This is a genomic window from Luteibacter jiangsuensis, assembly GCF_030812295.1.
GTDB classification, from domain to species: domain Bacteria; phylum Pseudomonadota; class Gammaproteobacteria; order Xanthomonadales; family Rhodanobacteraceae; genus Luteibacter; species Luteibacter jiangsuensis_A.
Map to the genome: position 1 here is coordinate 602,694 of NZ_JAUSSK010000003.1, position 19,783 is coordinate 622,476.

Annotated in this window: 18 protein-coding genes, 3 tRNA genes and 1 pseudogene; 19 read left to right on the forward strand and 3 right to left on the reverse strand. The window is 63.1% G+C overall.

Going from position 1 to position 19,783, the window contains the following annotated elements:
- Together clpS and clpA are read left to right on the forward strand one after the other, a co-directional pair.
- Positions 1 to 333, forward strand: a complete 333-nt coding sequence (gene clpS / locus J2T07_RS12775) for an ATP-dependent Clp protease adapter ClpS (protein ID WP_306850467.1) — start codon at positions 1 to 3, stop codon at positions 331 to 333.
- A 79-nt stretch (positions 334 to 412) separates the two neighbouring features.
- Positions 413 to 2,680 carry an ATP-dependent Clp protease ATP-binding subunit ClpA gene (clpA, locus tag J2T07_RS12780; RefSeq protein WP_306850468.1) on the forward strand — a complete coding sequence of 756 codons (2,268 nt, stop codon included), beginning with the start codon at positions 413 to 415 and terminating at the stop codon, positions 2,678 to 2,680.
- Positions 2,681 to 2,762: 82 nt separating this feature from the next.
- Here the strand turns inward: clpA and infA are convergent, their stop codons facing one another.
- Both infA and J2T07_RS12790 read right to left on the reverse strand, forming a co-directional pair.
- Entirely contained in the window at positions 2,763 to 2,981 is a 219-nt protein-coding gene (gene infA / locus J2T07_RS12785; RefSeq protein WP_019466733.1) for a translation initiation factor IF-1, read from the reverse strand.
- A 124-nt stretch (positions 2,982 to 3,105) separates the two neighbouring features.
- Entirely contained in the window at positions 3,106 to 3,381 is a 276-nt protein-coding gene (locus tag J2T07_RS12790) for a polyhydroxyalkanoic acid system family protein (RefSeq protein ID WP_306850469.1), read from the reverse strand.
- Positions 3,382 to 3,508: 127 nt separating this feature from the next.
- Here J2T07_RS12790 and J2T07_RS12795 point away from each other — a divergent pair, with 127 nt between their 5' ends.
- From J2T07_RS12795 to J2T07_RS12855, 13 genes are all read left to right on the forward strand, one after another.
- A complete protein-coding gene (locus J2T07_RS12795; RefSeq protein WP_306850470.1) occupies positions 3,509 to 4,276 on the forward strand; it encodes an FHA domain-containing protein in 768 nt (255 codons plus the stop codon).
- 50 nt (positions 4,277 to 4,326) lie between these two features.
- Complete coding sequence (gene serC, locus J2T07_RS12800; RefSeq protein ID WP_306850471.1) at positions 4,327 to 5,412, forward strand: 3-phosphoserine/phosphohydroxythreonine transaminase; 1,086 nt, start codon at positions 4,327 to 4,329, stop codon at positions 5,410 to 5,412.
- A 79-nt stretch (positions 5,413 to 5,491) separates the two neighbouring features.
- Complete coding sequence (gene pheA, locus J2T07_RS12805; protein ID WP_306850472.1) at positions 5,492 to 6,601, forward strand: prephenate dehydratase; 1,110 nt, start codon at positions 5,492 to 5,494, stop codon at positions 6,599 to 6,601.
- Positions 6,598 to 7,710 (forward strand): histidinol-phosphate transaminase, encoded by a 1,113-nt coding sequence (gene hisC, locus J2T07_RS12810; RefSeq protein WP_306850473.1) that lies wholly within the window; start codon positions 6,598 to 6,600, stop codon positions 7,708 to 7,710. The genes pheA and hisC overlap by 4 nt, the downstream gene beginning before the upstream one ends.
- Positions 7,707 to 9,014, forward strand: coding sequence for a 3-phosphoshikimate 1-carboxyvinyltransferase (gene aroA, locus J2T07_RS12815; RefSeq protein WP_306850474.1), 1,308 nt, complete (start codon positions 7,707 to 7,709; stop codon positions 9,012 to 9,014). Before hisC ends, aroA begins: the two co-directional genes overlap by 4 nt.
- Positions 9,015 to 9,073: 59 nt before the next feature.
- A complete protein-coding gene (kdsB, locus tag J2T07_RS12820; RefSeq protein WP_306850475.1) occupies positions 9,074 to 9,865 on the forward strand; it encodes a 3-deoxy-manno-octulosonate cytidylyltransferase in 792 nt (263 codons plus the stop codon).
- A gap of 212 nt (positions 9,866 to 10,077) precedes the next feature.
- On the forward strand, positions 10,078 to 11,901 hold the full coding sequence (gene uvrC / locus J2T07_RS12825; protein WP_306850476.1) for an excinuclease ABC subunit UvrC: 1,824 nt from the start codon (positions 10,078 to 10,080) through the stop codon (positions 11,899 to 11,901).
- Between the two features lie 49 nt (positions 11,902 to 11,950).
- A complete protein-coding gene (gene pgsA / locus J2T07_RS12830; protein ID WP_306850477.1) occupies positions 11,951 to 12,565 on the forward strand; it encodes a CDP-diacylglycerol--glycerol-3-phosphate 3-phosphatidyltransferase in 615 nt (204 codons plus the stop codon).
- A gap of 38 nt (positions 12,566 to 12,603) precedes the next feature.
- Positions 12,604 to 12,679 (forward strand) — tRNA-Gly (locus J2T07_RS12835).
- Between the two features lie 80 nt (positions 12,680 to 12,759).
- A tRNA-Cys gene (locus tag J2T07_RS12840) sits at positions 12,760 to 12,833 on the forward strand.
- Between the two features lie 49 nt (positions 12,834 to 12,882).
- A tRNA-Leu gene (locus tag J2T07_RS12845) sits at positions 12,883 to 12,969 on the forward strand.
- 479 nt (positions 12,970 to 13,448) lie between these two features.
- Positions 13,449 to 13,685: a hypothetical protein gene (locus J2T07_RS12850; protein ID WP_306850478.1), complete on the forward strand. Its 237-nt coding sequence runs from the start codon at positions 13,449 to 13,451 to the stop codon at positions 13,683 to 13,685.
- A gap of 45 nt (positions 13,686 to 13,730) precedes the next feature.
- Complete coding sequence (locus J2T07_RS12855; protein ID WP_306850479.1) at positions 13,731 to 14,075, forward strand: hypothetical protein; 345 nt, start codon at positions 13,731 to 13,733, stop codon at positions 14,073 to 14,075.
- Positions 14,076 to 14,482: 407 nt separating this feature from the next.
- On the opposite strand, the gene J2T07_RS12860 is transcribed toward J2T07_RS12855, so the two are convergent.
- The gene (locus J2T07_RS12860; protein ID WP_306850480.1) at positions 14,483 to 15,856 is read right to left on the reverse strand and encodes an FG-GAP repeat domain-containing protein; all 1,374 of its coding nucleotides are present in this window, start codon (positions 15,854 to 15,856) and stop codon (positions 14,483 to 14,485) included.
- 26 nt (positions 15,857 to 15,882) lie between these two features.
- On the opposite strand from J2T07_RS12860, the gene J2T07_RS12865 reads away from it, so the two are divergent.
- From J2T07_RS12865 to J2T07_RS12880, 4 genes and pseudogenes are all read left to right on the forward strand, one after another.
- Complete coding sequence (locus tag J2T07_RS12865) at positions 15,883 to 16,149, forward strand: transposase (RefSeq protein WP_306850481.1); 267 nt, start codon at positions 15,883 to 15,885, stop codon at positions 16,147 to 16,149.
- 644 nt (positions 16,150 to 16,793) lie between these two features.
- Entirely contained in the window at positions 16,794 to 16,940 is a 147-nt protein-coding gene (locus J2T07_RS19165) for an integrase core domain-containing protein (protein WP_430539363.1), read from the forward strand.
- A 583-nt stretch (positions 16,941 to 17,523) separates the two neighbouring features.
- Positions 17,524 to 17,979: a hypothetical protein gene (locus J2T07_RS12875; protein ID WP_306850483.1), complete on the forward strand. Its 456-nt coding sequence runs from the start codon at positions 17,524 to 17,526 to the stop codon at positions 17,977 to 17,979.
- A gap of 185 nt (positions 17,980 to 18,164) precedes the next feature.
- Positions 18,165 to 19,298, forward strand: a pseudogene (locus J2T07_RS12880) (IS3 family transposase).
- Positions 19,299 to 19,783 lie beyond the last annotated feature (485 nt).

The following is a 19,783-nucleotide window of genomic DNA, read 5'->3' on the forward strand; positions in this document are numbered from 1 at the left end:
ATGTCCCACGAACACGAACACGACCAGGAAAGTGAGCGCGGGCACGGCCTCGCCATCGAGACCTCCCGCCCCGAAACCGCCAGGCCGCCGCTGTTCCAGGTCGTCCTGCTGAACGATGACTTCACGCCGATGGATTTCGTGATCGAGGTATTGCGCAGTTTCTTCGGCATGGACCAGGAGCGGGCGGTGCAGGTGATGCTTCATGTACACACGCGGGGGAAGGGTGTCTGCGGCGTGTTCACCCGCGAGGTGGCAGAAACGAAGGTGACACAGGTCAACGAATACTCACGGTCTCATCAGCACCCGCTCTTGTGCACTATGGAAAAGATGTAGCCGATCCCCCATCTGGAGTTCATGCGGCATTGACAAGGGGCTGGTTCCCCGCCGCCCACAGCTATCGGAGACGGTCCGTATGTTCAGCAAGGATCTAGAAGTCACCATCGGGCATTGCTACAAGCAGGCCCGTGAGCAGCGCCACGAATTCATGACCGTGGAGCACCTGCTGCTCGCCCTGACGGAAAACACCTCCGCCCTGGCCGCCCTGCGCGCCTGCGGCGTCGATCTGCCGCGCCTGGCGGCGGATCTCCAGCGGATCGTCGCCGAGACGGTACCGGTGCTTCCGGCCGGCGACGAGCGCGATACGCAGCCCACCCTGGGTTTTCAGCGCGTGCTCCAGCGCGCGGTCTACCACGTGCAGTCTTCCGGCCGTAAGGAAGTCACCGGCGCCAACGTGCTCGTGGCCATCTTTGGCGAAAAGGACTCCCATGCGGTGTATTTCCTGCACCAGCAGGAAATTACGCGCCTGGATGTCGTCAACTACATCTCGCATGGCATCGCCAAGATCGGCGACGAATCGGCCGCCGCGGCGCCGAACGCCGAGCGTGACGGCGAGGAAGGCGGTGAAGGCAAGGGCAACCCGCTCAACGAATACGCCGCCAACCTGAACGAACTGGCCATCCAGGGCAAGATCGATCCCCTGATCGGCCGCCAGGACGAAGTCGAGCGCACCATCCAGGTGCTTTGCCGCCGCCGCAAGAACAACCCGCTCTACGTGGGCGACGCGGGCGTGGGCAAGACGGCCCTGGCCGAGGGCCTGGCCAAGCGCATCGTCGAGGGACAGGTGCCGGAAGTGCTGGAAGACTGCACCATCTGGTCGCTGGACCTCGGTGCGCTGGTGGCCGGAACCAAGTACCGCGGCGACTTCGAAAAGCGCCTGAAGGCGGTCATCGCCCAGCTGAAGAAGCAGCCGAACGCCATCCTGTTCATCGACGAGATCCACACCATCATCGGTGCCGGTTCGGCGTCGGGTGGCACCATGGACGCCTCGAACCTGATCAAGCCCATGCTGGCGTCGGGTGAGTTGCGTTGCATCGGTTCCACCACGTTCCAGGAGTTCCGTGGCGTCTTCGAGAAGGATCGGGCCCTGGCCCGCCGCTTCCAGAAGATCGACGTGGTCGAGCCGACCGTGGCCGATTCGATCGAGATCCTGCGCGGCCTGAAGAGCCGGTTCGAAGAGCACCACTCGGTGGAGTACACCGGTGAGGCCCTGCGTGCGGCCGTGGATCTTTCGGTCAAGCACATCCCGGATCGCCTGCTGCCCGACAAGGCCATCGACGTCATCGACGAAGCCGGCGCCCGCCAGCGTCTGCTGCCGGAGGAAGAGCGTACCGGCAAGATCGACGTGCCCGAGATCGAGTACATCGTCGCCAAGATGGCGCGCATCCCGGCCAAGCAGGTCTCGGCCTCGGATCGCGACGTGCTGCGCAATCTCGAGCGCAACCTGAAGATGGTGGTCTTCGGCCAGGATGCGGCCATCGAGGCCCTGGCGTCCTCGATCAAGATGGCGCGTTCGGGCCTGGGCGATCCGTCCAAGCCGATCGGCAGCTTCCTGCTCGCCGGCCCCACGGGCGTCGGCAAGACGGAGGTGACCCGTCAGCTCGCCATGCAACTGGGTATCGAAATGGTCCGCTTCGACATGTCCGAATACATGGAAGCGCATTCGGTGTCGCGTCTGGTCGGCGCGCCTCCGGGCTACGTCGGTTTCGACCAGGGCGGCCTGCTCACCGAGCAGATCACCAAGCATCCGCATTGCGTGCTGCTGCTGGACGAGATCGAGAAGGCCCATCCGGATGTCTACAACATCCTGCTCCAGGTCATGGATCGCGGTGTGCTGACGGATACCAACGGCCGCGAGGCGAACTTCAAGAACGTGATCATCGTGATGACCACGAACGCGGGTGCGCAGCTGGCTTCGCGCCGGGGCATCGGCTTCGTGAAACAGAACCACGCCCCGGACGCCATGGAGACCATCCGTCGCATGTTCACGCCGGAGTTCCGCAACCGTCTGGACGCGGTCATCCAGTTCAACGCGCTGGACTTCGACCACATCCTGCGTGTGGTGGACAAGTTCCTGATCGAGCTGGAAACGCAGCTGTCGGAGAAGAAGGTGAGCGTGGATGTGGCGCCGGAAGCCCGCCGCTGGTTGGCGGAGCACGGCTTCGACCCGCAGATGGGTGCACGCCCGATGGCCCGCGTGATCCAGGACAAGGTCAAGCGCGCGCTGGCGGACGAACTGCTCTTCGGCAAGCTCGCCGAGGGCGGCAAGGTCACCCTGTCGGTGGAAGGCGACGAGCTGCACGTGGAGACGGAGTCGGCCGAGCCGGCGACGGTTCCCGCGTAAGCTCGCGACCTCAGGCAACAAAAAAAGCCGCGGATGGTTCCGCGGCTTTTTTATGTCCCGATGAGGCCGGCGCGTGGCGCCCTTACTTCATGCGGTACGTGATGCGTCCCTTGGTCAGGTCGTAGGGGGTCATTTCGACCTTCACCTTGTCGCCCGTGAGGATACGGATGTAATGCTTGCGCATGCGGCCGGAGATATGGGCGGTAATGACGTGCCCGTTCTCGAGTTGCACGCGGAACATGGTGTTGGGCAAGGTCTCCTGGACCGTACCTTCCATTTCGATGACGTCGTCTTTTGCCATGTGTTCCGGGTCGGCGTGAACGGCCGGAATGGCCGCATAAGTCCCTTAGTATGCCATAGCAGGCTGGTCCAGGCCACCTAAGCCTGACTGCCGTCCGCGCCGAAGGCGAGGGACGGGGAAACCCTCAACCGAACTGCTCGTCCAGCTTCCGGCGGATTTCGTCCTCGATCGTGCCGCGCAGCGGCGAAAGCAGCATGCCGAGCTCTGCCGTGACGTGCACCTCGCTGGCCGTGACCGCGATTGCGCCCTTCACTCCCGAGCGGGCGAAGGTGAGCGTATCGCCCTGCCACGTGCCCTCGGTGCCGAACTTCTCGCTCATGCGCGCGGCCACCTTGTCGACGACCGCGCGGGCTCCCTCGATGGTCGTCCCGTGGGGGCGGCGGATGTCGATCTTCGCCATCGTGGAGGTCCTCGCGAGTGAAAGCGGAGAGTTTAACAGGCGTTTCTACCTGAAGGCAGCGACGCCTTTGCGTTCAATCAGATACCGCACTCTGCTAAAGTCGCGTCGTCAACGTCCCGGTTCTTCCATGCGCATCGAATTCGTCAGCTCGGCTCGCGGTGATTTCCACTGGTCACGGCCCGTGCTGACCATCGGCCGTGCCGACGACAACGACCTCGTCGTGTCAGAAGCCCAGGTCGCCGCGCGCCATGTCACCCTGCATCGCGACCGCCGCGGCCTGGTGCTGGAAGTCGCCCCCGATACCGGGCGTGTCTACGTCAATGCGCGCCCCGTGCGCGAGCGCGCCTTGCTGCGCCCGGGCGACAGCCTGTCGCTCGGCGACTGCCGCATGCTGATCCGCGACGACGCGGACCTGGAGGCGCGGGAGGTGCGGGAACCCACCCAATCGCGCTGCACCGTGGCGTTGCGGCCCGTGGCCGGGCCGCTGTCGGGCCGGGTGATACCCGTGGGCGATCGCCTCGAACTCGGCGCCAGCCATGGGGCGATGCCGCTCGAGTTGCCCGGCAACGACGCGGCCCTGCTGGTCCTCGCGTGGGAGGGCGGCGAGCTCGTCCTGGATGCATCCCGCGTGCCTGCGCGGCATGCCGTGCGGGTGAACGGGGTGAAGGTGGTTCGCGCCTCCTTGCAGCCCGGCGACCAGATCGGTGTCGCCTCGCACCGCTTCGTCCTCGACGGTCCCGGCTGGGCCGCGGAGCCGAAGGTGGTCATGCCGGAGCCGGAACCCGAACCGCTTCCTGAAGATGCCGCGGGCCCGCGTGGCGACGTATGGTGGCTGATCCTCACCGCCGCGGTGCTCGCGCTCGGCATCGCGCTGGTCTTGTTCGTCCAGTTCTGAGCGGCCCCGCGGACGGCATAATGGCCGTTCCCCCTGGCCGAGAGAATCACGTGAGCAGAGTCTGGAATTTCAGTGCGGGTCCTGCGGCGTTGCCTGAAGCGGTACTGCAACGCGCACAGGCGGAAATGCTCGACTGGAACGGGTCGGGTGCCTCCGTCATGGAACTGTCCCACCGCGGCAAGCGCTTCGTGGAACTGGCCGCCGACGCCGAGCGCCGGCTGCGTGGCCTGTTGGCCGTACCCGCGGGGTACAAGGTGCTGTTCCTGCAAGGCGGTGCGACCCAGCACTTCGCGCAGATCCCAATGAACCTCGCGCCCGAAGGCGGTAGCGCGGACTACATCGTGACCGGACACTGGAGCGAAAAGGCCGTTCGCGAAGCCTCCCCTTACATCGACGCGCGTGTGGCCGCCAGTTCGGCATCGGCGAATTTCCTGGATCTTCCGCCGCGTGACACGTGGATATTGAATCCCGACGCGGCCTACGTGCATTACACGTCGAACGAAACCATCCAGGGCGTGGAGTTTCACGATATTCCGGACGTGGGCCGGGTGCCCCTGGTGGCCGACATGTCGTCGAATATCCTTTCCGGTCCGCTGGATGTTTCGCGCTTCGGATTGATCTACGCCGGCGCCCAGAAAAACATCGGACCATCCGGACTGGTGGTGATGATCGTCCGCGATGAACTGCTGGCACGCCCCGGCCGGCCGATGGCGAAGATCTTCCGCTATGCGGAGCACGCCGCGAACGATTCCATGCTCAATACCCCCAATACGTGGGGCTGGTATCTCGCCGGCCTCACCTTCGAGTGGCTGGAGCAGCAGGGCGGCCTCGCGGCGATGGGCGAGCGGAATGCGCGGAAGGCGAAGACCTTGTACGACGCCATCGACGGGTCGGGCGGCTTCTATAGCAGCCCTGTGGCGGTGCACGCGCGCTCACGCATGAACGTGCCATTCACCTTGCACGACGCTTCGCTCGATGCCGCTTTCCTGGCGGAATCCGAAGCGGAGGGCCTGCTTGCCTTGAAAGGCCACAAGGCCGTGGGTGGCATGCGCGCGTCGTTGTACAACGCGGTGCCACAGGCGGCGGTGGACGCCCTCGTGCAATTCATGCGGGACTTTGCCACGCGGCACGGTTAAAGTCGGAGGTCGCCGCGCTGCAACATCGCATCGCGGCGATAACCGTTTCAATTGCAACCACTTAGCCGCCTGGACGTCCATGAGCAAGACCCCCGCCGACAAGGCCGATAAACAAGCCACGCTGACCGAGGCGCGCACGCGCATCGACAGCATCGACCAGCAACTGCAGTCGCTCATCAGCGAGCGCGCCCGCTGGGCGCAGCAGGTCGGGCGGGCCAAGGGCCCGTTGAAGGCGGCGGTGGAGTATTACCGACCTGAACGGGAAGCCCAGGTACTTCGCGGCGTGATCGACCGCAACGACGGGCCGCTTCCGAACGCGGAGCTGGTGCGCCTGTTCCGCGAGATCATGTCGTCGTGCCTGTCGCAGCAGCAGCCTTTGAAGATCGGTTTCCTCGGTCCCGAGGGCACCTTCAGCGAGCAGGCGGTGCGCAAGCATTTCGGCCATGCCGCCTATGGCCTCCCACTGGGAAGCATCGAGGAAGTGTTCCAGGAAGTGGCCGCCGGCAACGCCGATTTCGGCGTCGTGCCGGTGGAGAATTCGGGGCAGGGCATGATCCAGATGACCCTGGACATGTTCCTGGTGTCCAAGGCCACGATCTGCGGTGAGGTGGAATTGCGCGTCCACCAGAACCTGCTGTCGCTGTCGGGCGAGCTGAAGGACGTGAAGCGCGTCTACTCGCATCCGCAATCGTTGCAGCAGTGCCAGGGGTGGCTGCGGGTGAACCTGCCGCATGTGGAGCGCATCCCCGTGTCGAGCAACGCCGAGGCCGCGCGCACGGCGCGGCTGTCGCCGGAATCCGCCGCCATCGCCGGTGAAACGGCGGGACGCGTGTACGGCCTGAAGACAGTGGCCGGCCCCATCGAGGACCGTTCGGACAACACCACGCGCTTCCTCGTCATCGGACGCTCGATCTTTCCGCCCTCGGGAAACGACCGCACGTCGCTGCTGGTATCGGTGCGCGACAAGCCCGGCGCGTTGTACGACGTGTTGAGCCCGCTCGCGCATCACGGCATCAGCATGAACCGGATCGAGTCCCGCCCGGCACATACGGGCAAGTGGCAGTACGCGTTCTTCATCGACGTGTCGGGCCATGTGGAGGACGCGGCCCTGCAGGCCGCGCTCGAAGAAATGAAACCTGCCGCCGCCGACGTGCGCGTTCTCGGCTCCTACCCTGTCGCCTTGCCATGACCTCACATTTCGATGCCGCCGCGCTCGCCAATCGGGCGACGTCGGCACTTCGTGCCTATGATCCCGGCCACGATCTTCCCGCGCTGCGCCTGCGTTTCGGTGCGGTACTCTCCGAGCTTGGCTCCAACGAAAACCCGCTGGGGCCGAGCAAGCTCGCCATGCGTGCCGCCACGCGTGTACTCGAGGATATCTGGCGCTATCCCGATCCGCTCGGCGCGTCCCTGAAGCAGAAGCTCTCTTCCGAACTGGGCGTGCCGGTACAGGGCATCACCCTGGGCAACGGCTCGCACGAACTGCTGATGTTGATGGCGCAGTGCTTCGCCGACGCGGAACACCCGGTGGTGCACTCGCAGTACGGCTTCGCGGTATTCCCCATCGCGGCGGCGGCGGCGGGTGCGCCGTCGATCGCCGTACCCGCATTGCCGGCAGACCATCCGCACGCGCCGTACGGGCACGACCTCGACGCGATCGCGGCGGCGGTCACGCCCGATACGCGCCTGGTCTACCTCGCCAATCCGAACAATCCCACGGGCACATGGTTCTCCGATGCCTCGCTGGAAGCGTTTCTCGACAAGATCCCTGCGCGGACGCTCGTGGTGGTCGACGAGGCGTACCACGAATATGTGGACGCCGAGGGCCTGAGCACCGCGCTGCATCTGTGCGGCCGTTTCCCGAACCTGGCCGTCACGCGCACCTTCTCCAAGGCCTATGCGTTAGCGGGCTTGCGCATCGGCTACATGCTGAGCCATCCCTCCGTGGCCGCGGTATGCGAGCGCTTGCGCGAGTCGTTCAACGTCAACGCCGTGGCCCTGGCCGCGGCGGAAGCCTCGCTCGGCGATCACGAACACCGCGCCCGCGTGCGCGATACGAACCGCCGCGATCGCGCGTGGCTTGCCGACGAACTGACAGCGAAGGGCCTGCGTGTGCTGCCATCGCAAACGAACTTCCTTCTCGTGGACCTCGGTCGCGATGCCGCCGCGTTCGAGGCCCACTTGTTCGAGCGCGGCGTGATCGTACGGCCTATGGCGGGATACCGTTTGCCACACACGCTGCGGATAAGCATCGGCAGCCGCGGCGAGCTGGAACGCCTGCTGGAGAACCTGCCATGAGCCGCGTGGATTGGGTAAGTGCCGCGGGTGGTCCGCTTCGCGGCGAGATCGCCGTGCCGGGCGACAAGTCGGTTTCCCATCGTGCGCTCATGTTCGGCGCCATCGCCGACGGCGTGTCGCACATCCGCGGCTTCCTCGAAGGCGAAGACACGCGTGCCACGGCCGCCATCCTCGGTAAGCTGGGGGTCCGTTTCGAAACACCGGCGCCGGGCGAGCGCATCGTCCATGGCGTAGGGCTGCATGGCCTGCGCGGCAGTTCCGACGTGTTGGATTGCGGTAACGCCGGTACCGGCATGCGCCTGCTGGCGGGCCTCCTGGCGGGGCAGGCGTTCGATTCCATCCTGGTGGGCGATGAATCGCTGTCGCGCCGGCCCATGCGTCGGGTCACCGACCCTCTCGAAGCGATGGGGGCGTCGATCGGAACGAACGATGGCAAGCCACCGCTGCGTATCCGTGGTGGGGCGGGGTTGAAGGGCATCGCTTATGAGCCGCCCGTGGCCAGCGCGCAGATCAAGTCCGCCTTGTTGCTGGCGGGCTTGTACGCCGACGGCTTCACCGAGGTCGTCGAGCCGCATCCGACGCGCGACTACACCGAGAGCATGCTCAAGGCCTTTGGCTGGCCGATCGACTATTCGCCGGGCCGTGCACGCCTGGAAGGTGGTCACGTCTTGCGCGCCGTCGATGTGGACGTGCCAGCGGATTTCTCGTCCGCCGCGTTCTTCATCGTCGCCGCGTGCATCGTGCCGGGTTCCGAAGTGCGCCTGAAGGCGGTGGGCCTCAATCCACGCCGCACCGGCTTGCTCGCCGCGCTGGAACTCATGGGCGCGGATATCCGCGTGGAGAACGAACGCAACAGCGGTGGCGAGGACATCGGCGACCTGGTCGTCCGCCATGCGCCGCTGCATGGCGTGGCGTTGCCGCTGGAGATCGTCCCCGACATGATCGACGAATTCCCCGCACTGTTCGTGGCCGCGGCGGTGGCCGAGGGCATGACGACGATCCGTGGCGCGGCCGAACTTCGCGTGAAGGAATCCGACCGGATCGCCAGCATGGCCCATGGCCTGAAGGCCTGTGGTGTCCTCGTCGATGAACTCCCCGATGGCGCGATCATCCGCGGCGGCACGATCGGCGGCGGCAGCATCGACAGCCACGGCGACCACCGTATCGCGATGAGTTTCGCCATCGCGGGGCTGGTTGCCTCGGCGCCCATCGCGATCGGCGATTGCGCCAACGTGGCGACCTCGTTCCCCGGCTTCATGGAACTGGCCAACGGCGTGGGCTTCCGCCTGCGCTCCGCTGCCTGACGCGTTCCTCCGCTGACAGGAAGGCGCTACGCTTCGCCTTCCTGTCAGCGGATATGGTCATGGCCGAGAAGATCCCCCCGTTCGTCGTCGTGGTGCCTGCGCGCTTCGGCTCCACCCGGCTGCCGGGCAAGCCGCTGCTCAAGATCTCGGGCGAGTCGATGATCCGTCGCGTCGCGTCGCGGGCGGCGCAGGCCGGGGCGGCACAAGTCGTGGTCGCCACCGATGACGAGCGCGTCACCCGCGAACTCAGGGGATGCGGCGACATCCTCGTCTGCATGACCCGCCCGGACCACGCCTCCGGCAGCGACCGCATCGCCGAGACCGCCACCCACTTCGGCTGGCCGGACGATACCGTGGTGGTCAACCTGCAAGGGGACGAGCCCTTCGCTCCGCCCGCCGGTATCCGCGCCGTGGTGGCGACCCTGGCGGGTGACGATGCGCCGATGGCGACCCTGGCTACGCCGATCGAGCACGCCGACGAGCTATTCGACCCGAATATCGTCAAGGTCGTGCGCGGGCAGAGCGGCCGTGCGCTGTATTTCACCCGTGCCCCCGCCCCATGGGCCCGGGATGCCTTCGCCGCGAACCGGGACGTCTTGCCGCCCAACGTGCCGTTCCTGCGGCACATCGGCATCTATGCCTATCGAGCGGGCTTCCTGCGCCGCCTCGCGGCGTTGCCGCGCACGCCCTTGGAGCAGGCCGAGTCGCTCGAGCAATTGCGCGCCCTGGAGCACGGTTTCGCCATTTCGGTCCGGTTGACGCCGGAACCTTTCCCGCCGGGCATCGACACGGCGGAGGACCTGGCCCGGGCGGAACGATGGCTTGCCGCGCAAGGTCCGGTCGGATCGTAAGGCTTCCCCCACAGTTGCTACCGGGCAAGCCTGACAGGGTTTCCCGGGCTTCGCCGGGCGCGCCGGAGAGGGCGGCGACGTAACCTATCCCTGTCGCCACACTCACCCCCTGAAGGACGGGCGACGCTCCCACGGAAGGTCCTCGCCGGCATGGCCCATCTCCATGCCGGCGTTTTCGCGTCCGCCGCTCGCCGACGCGGTAAAATGGCGGGATGGAGCACACCGAGTCGCATCCGTTCGACGGCAAGGCCTTCGTCCGCCATCTCACCACCTCGCCGGGGGTCTACCGCTACTTCGACGCGGAGGACGAGCTGCTCTATGTCGGCAAGGCGGCCAACCTCAAGAAGCGCGTCGGCAACTATTTCCTGAAGCCGCCGATGGACCCGCGCATCGCCTCGATGGTGTCGCAGATCGCCCGTGCCGAGGTCACCCTCACGCGCACCGCCGGCGAAGCCTTGTTGCTCGAGTCGCAGCTGATCAAGTCGCTCAAGCCGCGTTACAACATCGTGCTGCGCGACGACAAGAGCTACCCCTACATCTACCTGTCGGGCGGCGAGGATTACCCGCGCCTGGCCTTCCACCGTGGCGCCAAAACGGGCCCGGGGCGTTACTTCGGTCCCTATCCGAGCACCTTCGCCGTGCGTGAAAGCCTTGGCCTGATGCAGAAGCTCTTCAAGGTGCGGCAATGCGAGGACAGTTATTTCAGGAACCGTTCGCGCCCCTGCCTGCAGCACCAGATCGGCCGCTGCAGTGCGCCGTGCGTGCGCCTGATCGAGGTCGAGGACTATAAGAACGACGTACGCCACGCCGAGATGTTTCTCGAAGGCCGCAGCAGCGCGGTGATCGATGAACTCGCCGTCGCCATGGAGCACGCCTCGAAGGCGTTGAATTTCGAGCGCGCCGCCACCTTGCGCGACCAGGTCGCCGCCCTGCGCCGCCTGCAAGCCCAGCATTTCGTGCAGGGCGCCAGTGCCGACATGGACGTGATCGCCTGCTGCATGGAAGGGGGCATGGCCTGTGTGAGCGTGATGTTCTTCCGCAACGGTGTCAGCCTGGGCTCGCGCGATTTCTTCCCGCGACTGCCGACCGATGCCTCGATATCCGACGTGCTTTCGCAGTTCATCGCCCAGTATTACCTGGAGCGTCAGGTTCCCCGTGAGCTGGTACTGAGCGATCCCGTGGAAGACGCGGACGTGCTGGCATCGGTGCTGTCGGACCATGCGGGCCATATCGTCTCGCTCAAGCCAAGTGTCCGTGGCGAGCGTGCGCGTTTCCTCGAGATGGCCCAGCGCAACGCCAGCGCGGCCCTGACCTCGCGGCTCGCCAGCCGGCATACGCTGCTGGCCCGTTTCGACGACTTGCAGAAGGTATTGGATCTCGACGCGACACCTCGTCGCATAGAGTGCTTCGACATCAGCCATACACGCGGCGAACTGACGGTCGCCTCATGCGTCGTCTTCGGACCCGAGGGGCCGGAGAAGTCGCACTACCGCCGGTTCAACATTGCCGGTATCACCCCCGGTGACGACTACGCCGCCATGCACCAGGCCTTGACCCGCCGGTTCAGGAAAGTGGTGGAGGGCGGGGTCAAGCCCGATATCCTCCTGATCGACGGCGGAACCGGGCAGGTGGCGCAGGCGGTGGACGTGCTTCGCGAGCTGGGTGTCGAAGGTATCCGCGTCGTGGGCGTGGCCAAGGGGCCGGGACGGCGTGCCGGCGAGGAGACCCTGGTGCTGGCCGACAGCGGCAAGACCCTGCACCCCGGCACGTCCTCGCCCGCGCTGCATCTCGTGGCGGCGGTACGTGATGAAGCGCACCGTTTCGCGATCAGCGGGCACCGCCGCCGGCGCGAAGCCGCACGCGAGCGGAGTACCCTCGAGGACGTGGCGGGTGTCGGCGCGCGCCGTCGCGCGGCGCTCCTGAAGGCCTTCGGCGGGTTGGCGGGCGTGGAAGCCGCGGGCGTCGAGGAACTGATGAGCGTGAAGGGGATTGATCGCGGCCTCGCCGAACGCATCTATGCCATGCTGCATCCTTGATTGAACCAAGACGCGCCCAAGCGGCGCGCCTCCCCGTACCGGCCGACCTATGCGAATCAATCTCCCCACCTGGCTGACCCTGTTCCGCGTGCTGCTGCTGCCGGTGATGGTCATCGTCTACTACCTGCCGTTCCGCGGCGCGAACCTCACCGCGGCCCTCGTCTTCGTGCTGGCCGCCTTCACGGACTGGCTGGACGGCTACCTGGCCCGGCGTCTCAATCTCACGTCCGCTTTCGGCGCTTTCCTGGACCCGGTGGCCGACAAGCTGATGGTGGCGGTCACTTTGTTCCTGCTGGTGCAGTCCCACCCTGGTGGCTGGCAGGGCATCCTGATGGCGGTGACCGCCTCGGTCATCGTCGGGCGTGAGATCAGTGTGTCGGCCCTGCGCGAGTGGATGGCCCAGATCGGCGCACGGTCGAAGGTGAAAGTGGCCTTCCTGGGCAAGCTGAAGACCGCCACGCAGATGGCCGCCCTGGTGGTACTCCTGCTCCAGCACGACGCCGAGACCCTGCGTCTGTACCACATAGGCGAAGCCCTGCTGGTGATCGCAGGCGTACTGACCATCTGGTCGGGCCTGGACTACCTGCGTGCCGCATGGCCCAGTTTGCGCGGGGATTCAGACGAGGTGAAAAAAAGTGAAAAAAATACGGTGCAAGGTGGTTGACACATTTCCCATCTGATCTAAAATAGCCGGACAACGACGCGGGAATAGCTCAGTTGGTAGAGCACGACCTTGCCAAGGTCGGGGTCGCGAGTTCGAGTCTCGTTTCCCGCTCCAAGTAATTCCACAAAACCTCGGAAATCCGGGGTTTTGTTTTTTAAGCGCTACGCGGATACTCTTCGCGCTGCGCAAGCGATGGCCGGGTGGCAGAGTGGTCATGCAGCGGACTGCAAATCCGCGTACGCCGGTTCGATTCCGACCTCGGCCTCCATCGCATTCCAAGGCGCACCCGCTCACGCGGAGGCGCCTTTTTTCTTTCCGCCCGGATGGCGAAACCGGTAGACGCAAGGGACTTAAAATCCCTCATCCGAAAGGGTATCTGGGTTCGAGTCCCAGTCCGGGCACCATTTCGCATCTCAGGGACGTCCCAACCCGTCCTTGTTCAGAAAACCTCCCCCGATAACTCGCTGAATAGGGCATTTCCTTATCCCTAGGCGTACCCTCACGTTCCGATGCATCCCCTATTGCATGTGAGTAACAATGTGAGTGGAGTTGGACTTACTCACTGGGTGAATGCGGGTTACTCACATGCTCACCGACGCCAAGCTCCGAGCCCTTAAACACCGCGATGCGCTATATCGCGTCACGGATTCGGCTGGGCTGGCGCCAACGCGTTGTTCACCAAGTTCAAGGGCGGAGAGAAGCCCAAAGCTGCGGCGAACGGTGGCTGGTCTGCACGGAGGGGCGACTGATGCCTGTTTTCCACGTTACCGGCCCGGACGGCCACACCTACGAGATAAATGCGCCTGAGGGAGCCTCTGAGTAGGACGCTATCGCGTACGCACAGGCGAATCTAGGCAACCCCTAGGGTCAGACGCCGTCCCCGATGATGAGTGGTCCGGAGGCGGCCAAACCATCGTTCTGGCAGGGTGTCGGTGATGCGCTGACATCGGGCTACAAGGATGTAAACGACTTTGGCAGCACCATGGGCGATGCGCTTGCCCATCACGTTGCGAGTATCCCGGTCGGTATCGCCCAACTTGGCATGCATGGCGCAAAGGCTGTCGGCGATATCGTCGCCCCGGCCGACAAGACGCTCTCCGGCCTGATCACTGGAAAGTAGGATGGGAACTGGATAGACCGACAAACGGCCGCCTACGACAAATGGGTGCAGGACCGCGAGCAGGCTTACCAGCAAGCGGTGCCTGACTCCGTCGGCAGCTACACAGGTGCGGCTCTTGGTGAGGTGCTGCCGTGGGCGACAGGTATCGGCGAGGCTCGCGCATTGGGCCTTCTGCCAACCGCGTCGAAGACGCTAGGAAAGCTCGGTTTGCTGGGAGGCGAAGGTGCGGCCATGAGTGCGATCCAGCCCGTCACTAACGGCGGTCAGGACTATGGGGCCGATAAAGCCAAGCAGGTCGCCATTGAGCGGCAATCGGTCCTCTCCTGTACGGGGCTTCGGCTGGCGCTTCTGCAATCGGTCGCGGAATCGGAAATGTGGTGCAGCACGTAACCAATCCGCAGGCAGTTGCCGACGCCAGAAGCGATAATTTTTTCAGTAGCATGAGTGCGCTTAAATCGCGAACGATGATGTTGACGTTTTCGCTATCGACCAGCGAGTGTGCGCGCGCGTTCCGTACATGTCTACGGACAGGTTGGACGCCTTGGCTTCGCCTTCATGAAGATCCCCTTTGATGCCGTGAGTGTCACGGCGTCGGGAGCATGCAACGGCCTCGCCTCTCCGTATGTAGGGTCAATCCGATTGACGCGTAGGGAAAATCCTACATGCGATTGCATCCGCCTAGTGTTGCGACTGATGTCATATTTGCGGAATCAAAACCGTCGCCAGTCACACCAAGGCGCGGCCGTTGGAGAGGGGGTGGATCCCTGGTCCAACTCCCTCTCCAATAGCGCATGGCACTACTTGTTGATCAGAAGCGTTTGCGAAGTATCCGACGGAAGCGCCGCGATAGGGGTGGACGTGTGAAGGTTGAATTGCTGGTAGCTGGGTCCCTTGAGGGCATGAACCTCAGTGCCCGTCGCACCGCTCTTCGTGATCGCGAAGACATCAAGCTTCCCATCATGATCGTAATCATTCACACCAAAAACCCAGTTGGAGTCAGTGCCAGTCGTGTGCAGGCCAGTGGGAGTTTCGAATGAATACGTGGCGTAGTTGCTGGATGCACTTACAATATGAACTTCGGTGGAAGCGCCATTCTGCTTGGCAATGGCGATCACATCCGGAATGCTGTCGCCATCGTAGTCGGCAGGATGGAACTCCCACGCATCGTCACTGCCGGTCGGCGGCATGGGCATGGGGAAGTGACCCAGGGTGGTCTGGAATCCGTCGGCTCCATTATAAATGTGGACTTCGGTCCTCCCGCTGCTGCCGCCCACTTTCTTGAAGACGAAGAGGTCGGGGACGCCATCTCTATTGTAATCAGCCACGTCAAACGTCCAGGCCAAGCCCCCTTCAACAGCTGGAAGGATCGTCGAATAATGACCCGCATAAGTGGCGTAGTTTGTCGCACCGTCGAGGATATGGATCTCTACATTTGGTGTGGCGTTATTGTAGCGGCTGATGAGATAGACATCGGTTTTCCCATCTCCGTTGGCGTCGCCCAGAGCGAACGAAACTTGGTCCGTGTTCGCATTTGGATATGGCGTGACGGCGTGTAGCTTGAACGTGCTGTAGCTGGTCGTGGCGTCGAGGATGTGAACCTCGGTCATCCCGGAAGCTGTATCGCGAGGCTTGATCCAGAAAAGATCGGGTGCGAAGCCGCAGAACCAAGACGTAGAAGCAGAGTACTGCGAATCCTTGATCTTCGTCCCCGCGGCAGTGTAAGCAGCACGATACGCAGGCAGGTCGCGTACACCCTTGCAGGACCCACTGGTCAGCCACATGAAGGGGGCAAGCCAGATTACGTTCGGATCATTTTCCATACGCGTGATATAGCGAGACCAACCTTCGAGACTCACACCATTACAATTGTTCAACGAGCCGGGAACGATGATGTACTTCTTGCCTGACGCGTAGGTATTCTCCAGCGCGTTCAGCGTATTGGTCCAATCATTGTCGGAATCACCATAGTGATCGAAGCCAACCCAATCGAGTAGCTTGACGCCCTGGCTTATCTGCCCAAATTCAGGTGTGAGGATTGATGCAGCGGGGAGACCAGCGGTGGCGGTATTTCCCCGAATGGCTGCAACCGCGTTCGAGAGTGCAGGGTGGGGCTGACGCCGCCCCCCTTTTTCGACACAGCCAATAACTATAGGTAGGGTCGCTTCACCCACCGTCCCGATCGGACTCCGGAGGGACGATGATGAAGTCGCGGTTTAACGAAGAACCGTTCATCTACGCGCTGCGCCTGGCCGAGTCGGGAACGCTCGTCACGGACGTCTGCCGCCAGCTGGACATCAGCGAAGCCACCTTCTACGTCTGGAAGAAGAAGTACGCCAGCCTGGGCGTCGCCGAGCTGTGCCAGCTGCGGGAGCTGCAGGAAGAGAATAGCCGCCTGCAACGACTGGTAGCCGAGCTGACGCTGGATAAAGAGATTTTCTCGGAAGTCATTCGAAAAGAAATCTGAGGCAGGCCGCCGCCGGGACGTAGCTGATTCGGTCCACGAGCGCTTTCAGGTGAGTGCCCGGCTCGCATGCGGACTGGCCGGCACACAACGGGCGACGTGGTACTACCGCAGCCAGGCCAAGGATCAGCCCGCACTGCGCATGCGTGTCAGCGATCTGGCCCAGGCCTGTCCTCGCTTTGATTGTGAGCGCATCACGCGATGATGCGCGCGCCGCGAGGGCTTGGGCGGTGGGGCGAAAACGTGTCCACCGACTCTATTGCCTGGAAGGCTTGCAGCTGCGCGCGCGTCGCCGCCGGCGCAAGGTCATTAGCTTGCATCGGGGGGCCGACGCCCGCGTCGACGGCCGCTAACCAATACTGGGTGATGGATTTCGTCTACGACCAACTCGTCAGCGGGTGGCCCTTCCCGGTACTGATCGCGGTGGATAAATGGAGTGCATGAGTATCCTGCTAGAGGCCGATTTTTCGTTGAACGGCCGATGCTTCATTGAGGCCTTTGATCGGCTGGGTCCGCAGCATCCGCAGCCTCAGGTGATCACCGTGGATAACGGCACCGAGTTTACGTGCAAGGTCGTCGACGAATGGACGTACAGCGACCGCGTCCATTTGGACTTTATCCTTCCCGGCCGTCCCAAAGAGAACAGTATGATCGAGTCGTTCAATGGTCGATTGAGAGATGAGTGTCTCAACGTCCATGCGTTCGAATCGATCGAGAATGCGAAGCAAACACTCGAAGCCTGGCAGAGAGAGATTACAACCAGCATCGACCTCACGAATCGCTTGGCCATCTAACCCCAGGCGAGTACGCAGCGAAAGGTCAGGATGCAACGGCTGTGCGAAGCTACCCACCGGCAGCGTGGCTTCCACCGATCCAGGTATCGTGTCCGGGATCAGGAGCTCGCCGGAAATCCTAACACTCGGATCAAAAAAGACGAGCTGGGCAACGGCACCCGCATTTCGGATGATTTCGCCCCTGGTCTCACGATTCAGGGCCATGGGACTTGGAACAAGGCATCGCATGTGGATAGCCTCGGCGTGAGCTGCCCAGTCAACTGAGGCCGTGGGCGAACTCAGGAGTTCGTGTTCGCGCGGAGCTCGATGCTACCGCGGTACCAAGGCTTTTCGGGATGGATCGGACGAAGGTTTCGATCCGTGATTCTCCTTTTGTCAGGGGATCGCCATGCAAACGAAGACGCGTTTTCTCGGAGGTGAGTTGATTTTGTAGGGCAACCGTCGATCTTGCTGGCGTTTTCTGGGACTGCTGCCGATTATGTGTAGGGCGTTTCTCTATTTTGTTTCCTTTCGGCTGGCCGCGAGTTCTTGAAGATATAGTCGCTCCGCCTCAGCCCGAGGTAATCGATAAGGGGAACGACGTATGTTGCGTAGTTGGAAGGCTGCCCTTGCCGCACTTACTCTGATGGTCTCTGCTCTGCCCATGACCGCGATGGCTCTTCCGGCTGTCGGACGTAGCGTGATCTACTTCGACGCGAACGATCAGGTGATTGGTCAGCAACTGCTGTACTGCAATAACGTGGGTTATCACGCGGGCATTATCGATCCTGGTAACCCGTTCCGAATCGAAGAGAGCGTCGAGTGTAACAACGGTCCTAGCTGTCCGCCCGATGCAACTTCGTCGGCGCAATGTAGCTTCACCGGAGGCAGTGTCATGAGCGTCGACTATTTCCGCAGCGCGACTGGCCGCTCCATTCAGCAGTACTGCAACGATGCGCAGTATCCTGGAGGTCCGTTCTGGCATCACCCTGGTTGTGGATTACCCGCACCGTCGCAAGTGTCCGGACTCTCTCCTTCGGGGAGTGGATTCAATCCGTAAGCTTTGATCGACCCGTGTGACGGAGTAGTTCCGTCAGCTCTCACTGCTGGGACGATTTTGCCTGGCAGTGGGAGACCGAATTCCTCATCCCAATGCCAAACGGTCGGATCGGCAAATTGCACTGACCTGCCCCCACTGATCCGTACCATATGAAGCTATAGAGTCCGTCAATCGAGAGGACGGACATGAAGAAGAGTCGTTTCACCGCCGAGCAGATCATTAGCTTTATCAAACAGGCCGACGCAGGCATGGCGGTCTCAGAGCTAGCCATGACAACATGGCCTTAGCCCGGCGAGCTTCTACGCCTGGCGGGCCAAGTACGGCCGCATGCAGGCCGAGGATGCCAAGCGACTGAGGGAACTGGAGGCCGAGAACAGCCGGCTCAAACGCCTGCTGGCGGAGGCGCATCTGGACATCGAGGCGCTGAAAGTGGGGTTCGGGGTAAAACGCTAGCCCCGCAACGCAAGCGCGAGGCAATCCGGCGCATGTGCCAGCTGACACCGATCAGCGAGTGCCGGGCTTGCCGCCTTGCGGGGCTGTCCCGCGATGCTTTCCGTCATGAACCTATGCCGACGCCTGCCACGCAGGCGTTGTCGGTCCGCCTGGTCAAGCTGGCGCAGATACGTCGCCGCTTCGGCTACCGCCGCCTGCATGACCTGTTGAAGCCGGAGTTCCCGACGGTGAACCACAAGAAGGTGTATCGCCTGTATCAGGAGGCCAAGCTGTCCGTGCGCCGCCGCCGCAAGGCCAAGCGTCCGGTTGGCGAGCGCCAGAAGCTGCGGGCGTCGTGCCGGCCGAACGACACCTGGAACATCGATTTCGTTTTCGATGCACTGGCCAACGGGCGCCGGATCAAGTGCCTGACCATGGTCGATGACTTCACTTGCGAGAGTGTGGACATCGCGGTGGATCACGGCATCAGCGGCGGCTATGTCGTGCTGCTTCTCGATCAGGCGGCCCGCTTCCGAGGCTATCCACGCGCCGTACGCACCGACAATGATCTAGAGTTCACCAGCCGCGCTTTCATCGCCTGGACGCAGCAGCATGGCATCGAGCACATCCTGATCGAACAGGGCTGCCCGGCGCAGAACGGTTACATCGAAAGCTTCAATGGGAAGTTCCGCGACAAATGCCTCAACGAGTACTGGTTCACGTCACTGATCCAAGCGCGCGAGGTTATCGCGCGCTGGCGTCGAGATTACAACGAGATTCGACCCCACAGCGGTTGTGGACGCATACCGCCTTCGCAGTTCGCTGCTCACCACCGCGCACAACAAGACGGCAACGCAGTAACCTTCAACCCCGGACTTTGTCAGTAATCACTGGTACGGCTGGCGGGGCAGGTCTCCGCATCATCAATTGCGGGAAGCCGAAATGCGGATCGTGTTCGTGGGGTTCACGGAAGGACGGGTCCACGATAGCGACGCTGTATCTATCTTCGGTGGTCCGCCCGTGAGGAGATTGACCCATGTCCATACCTACGATGGGATCACTTGGCAAAGACAACCCTACGGTTCGCACCACCCTGTCCCAAGCCACCCCAAACAAATCAGAGCAAAGGCCGAAAAAACTCGGGACTACGACAAGGACGTTGGCGATTGCGTCGACAAGAAACCAAGGAATCCGGAATCCCCGCAGCAGACACACGAAAACCAGGACTACGGCTGACAGGCCGTCGAACCCCGTTCCTCGTTCGACCCAGGGCCGTGCAGCGATGCACGGCCTTTTCCATGGATATCGACCTCTCATGCGGGCACCTGTGTAATGGTATGGAGAAGAATCCAGACATCCCAAGGAGCAATGC

Bases quoted from the DNA above. Each gene is read 5' to 3' on its own strand.
- clpS (WP_306850467.1), top strand. From the start codon at position 1: ATGTCCCACGAACACGAACACGACCAGGAAAGTGAGCGCGGGCACGGC.
- clpA (WP_306850468.1), top strand. From the start codon at position 413: ATGTTCAGCAAGGATCTAGAAGTCACCATCGGGCATTGCTACAAGCAG.
- infA (WP_019466733.1), bottom strand. From the start codon at position 2,981: ATGGCAAAAGACGACGTCATCGAAATGGAAGGTACGGTCCAGGAGACC.
- J2T07_RS12790 (WP_306850469.1), bottom strand. From the start codon at position 3,381: ATGGCGAAGATCGACATCCGCCGCCCCCACGGGACGACCATCGAGGGA.
- J2T07_RS12795 (WP_306850470.1), top strand. From the start codon at position 3,509: ATGCGCATCGAATTCGTCAGCTCGGCTCGCGGTGATTTCCACTGGTCA.
- pheA (WP_306850472.1), top strand. From the start codon at position 5,492: ATGAGCAAGACCCCCGCCGACAAGGCCGATAAACAAGCCACGCTGACC.
- hisC (WP_306850473.1), top strand. From the start codon at position 6,598: ATGACCTCACATTTCGATGCCGCCGCGCTCGCCAATCGGGCGACGTCG.
- aroA (WP_306850474.1), top strand. From the start codon at position 7,707: ATGAGCCGCGTGGATTGGGTAAGTGCCGCGGGTGGTCCGCTTCGCGGC.
- kdsB (WP_306850475.1), top strand. From the start codon at position 9,074: ATGGCCGAGAAGATCCCCCCGTTCGTCGTCGTGGTGCCTGCGCGCTTC.
- uvrC (WP_306850476.1), top strand. From the start codon at position 10,078: ATGGAGCACACCGAGTCGCATCCGTTCGACGGCAAGGCCTTCGTCCGC.
- pgsA (WP_306850477.1), top strand. From the start codon at position 11,951: ATGCGAATCAATCTCCCCACCTGGCTGACCCTGTTCCGCGTGCTGCTG.
- J2T07_RS12850 (WP_306850478.1), top strand. From the start codon at position 13,449: ATGATGAGTGGTCCGGAGGCGGCCAAACCATCGTTCTGGCAGGGTGTC.
- J2T07_RS12865 (WP_306850481.1), top strand. From the start codon at position 15,883: ATGATGAAGTCGCGGTTTAACGAAGAACCGTTCATCTACGCGCTGCGC.
- J2T07_RS19165 (WP_430539363.1), top strand. From the start codon at position 16,794: ATGATCGAGTCGTTCAATGGTCGATTGAGAGATGAGTGTCTCAACGTC.
- J2T07_RS12875 (WP_306850483.1), top strand. From the start codon at position 17,524: ATGTTGCGTAGTTGGAAGGCTGCCCTTGCCGCACTTACTCTGATGGTC.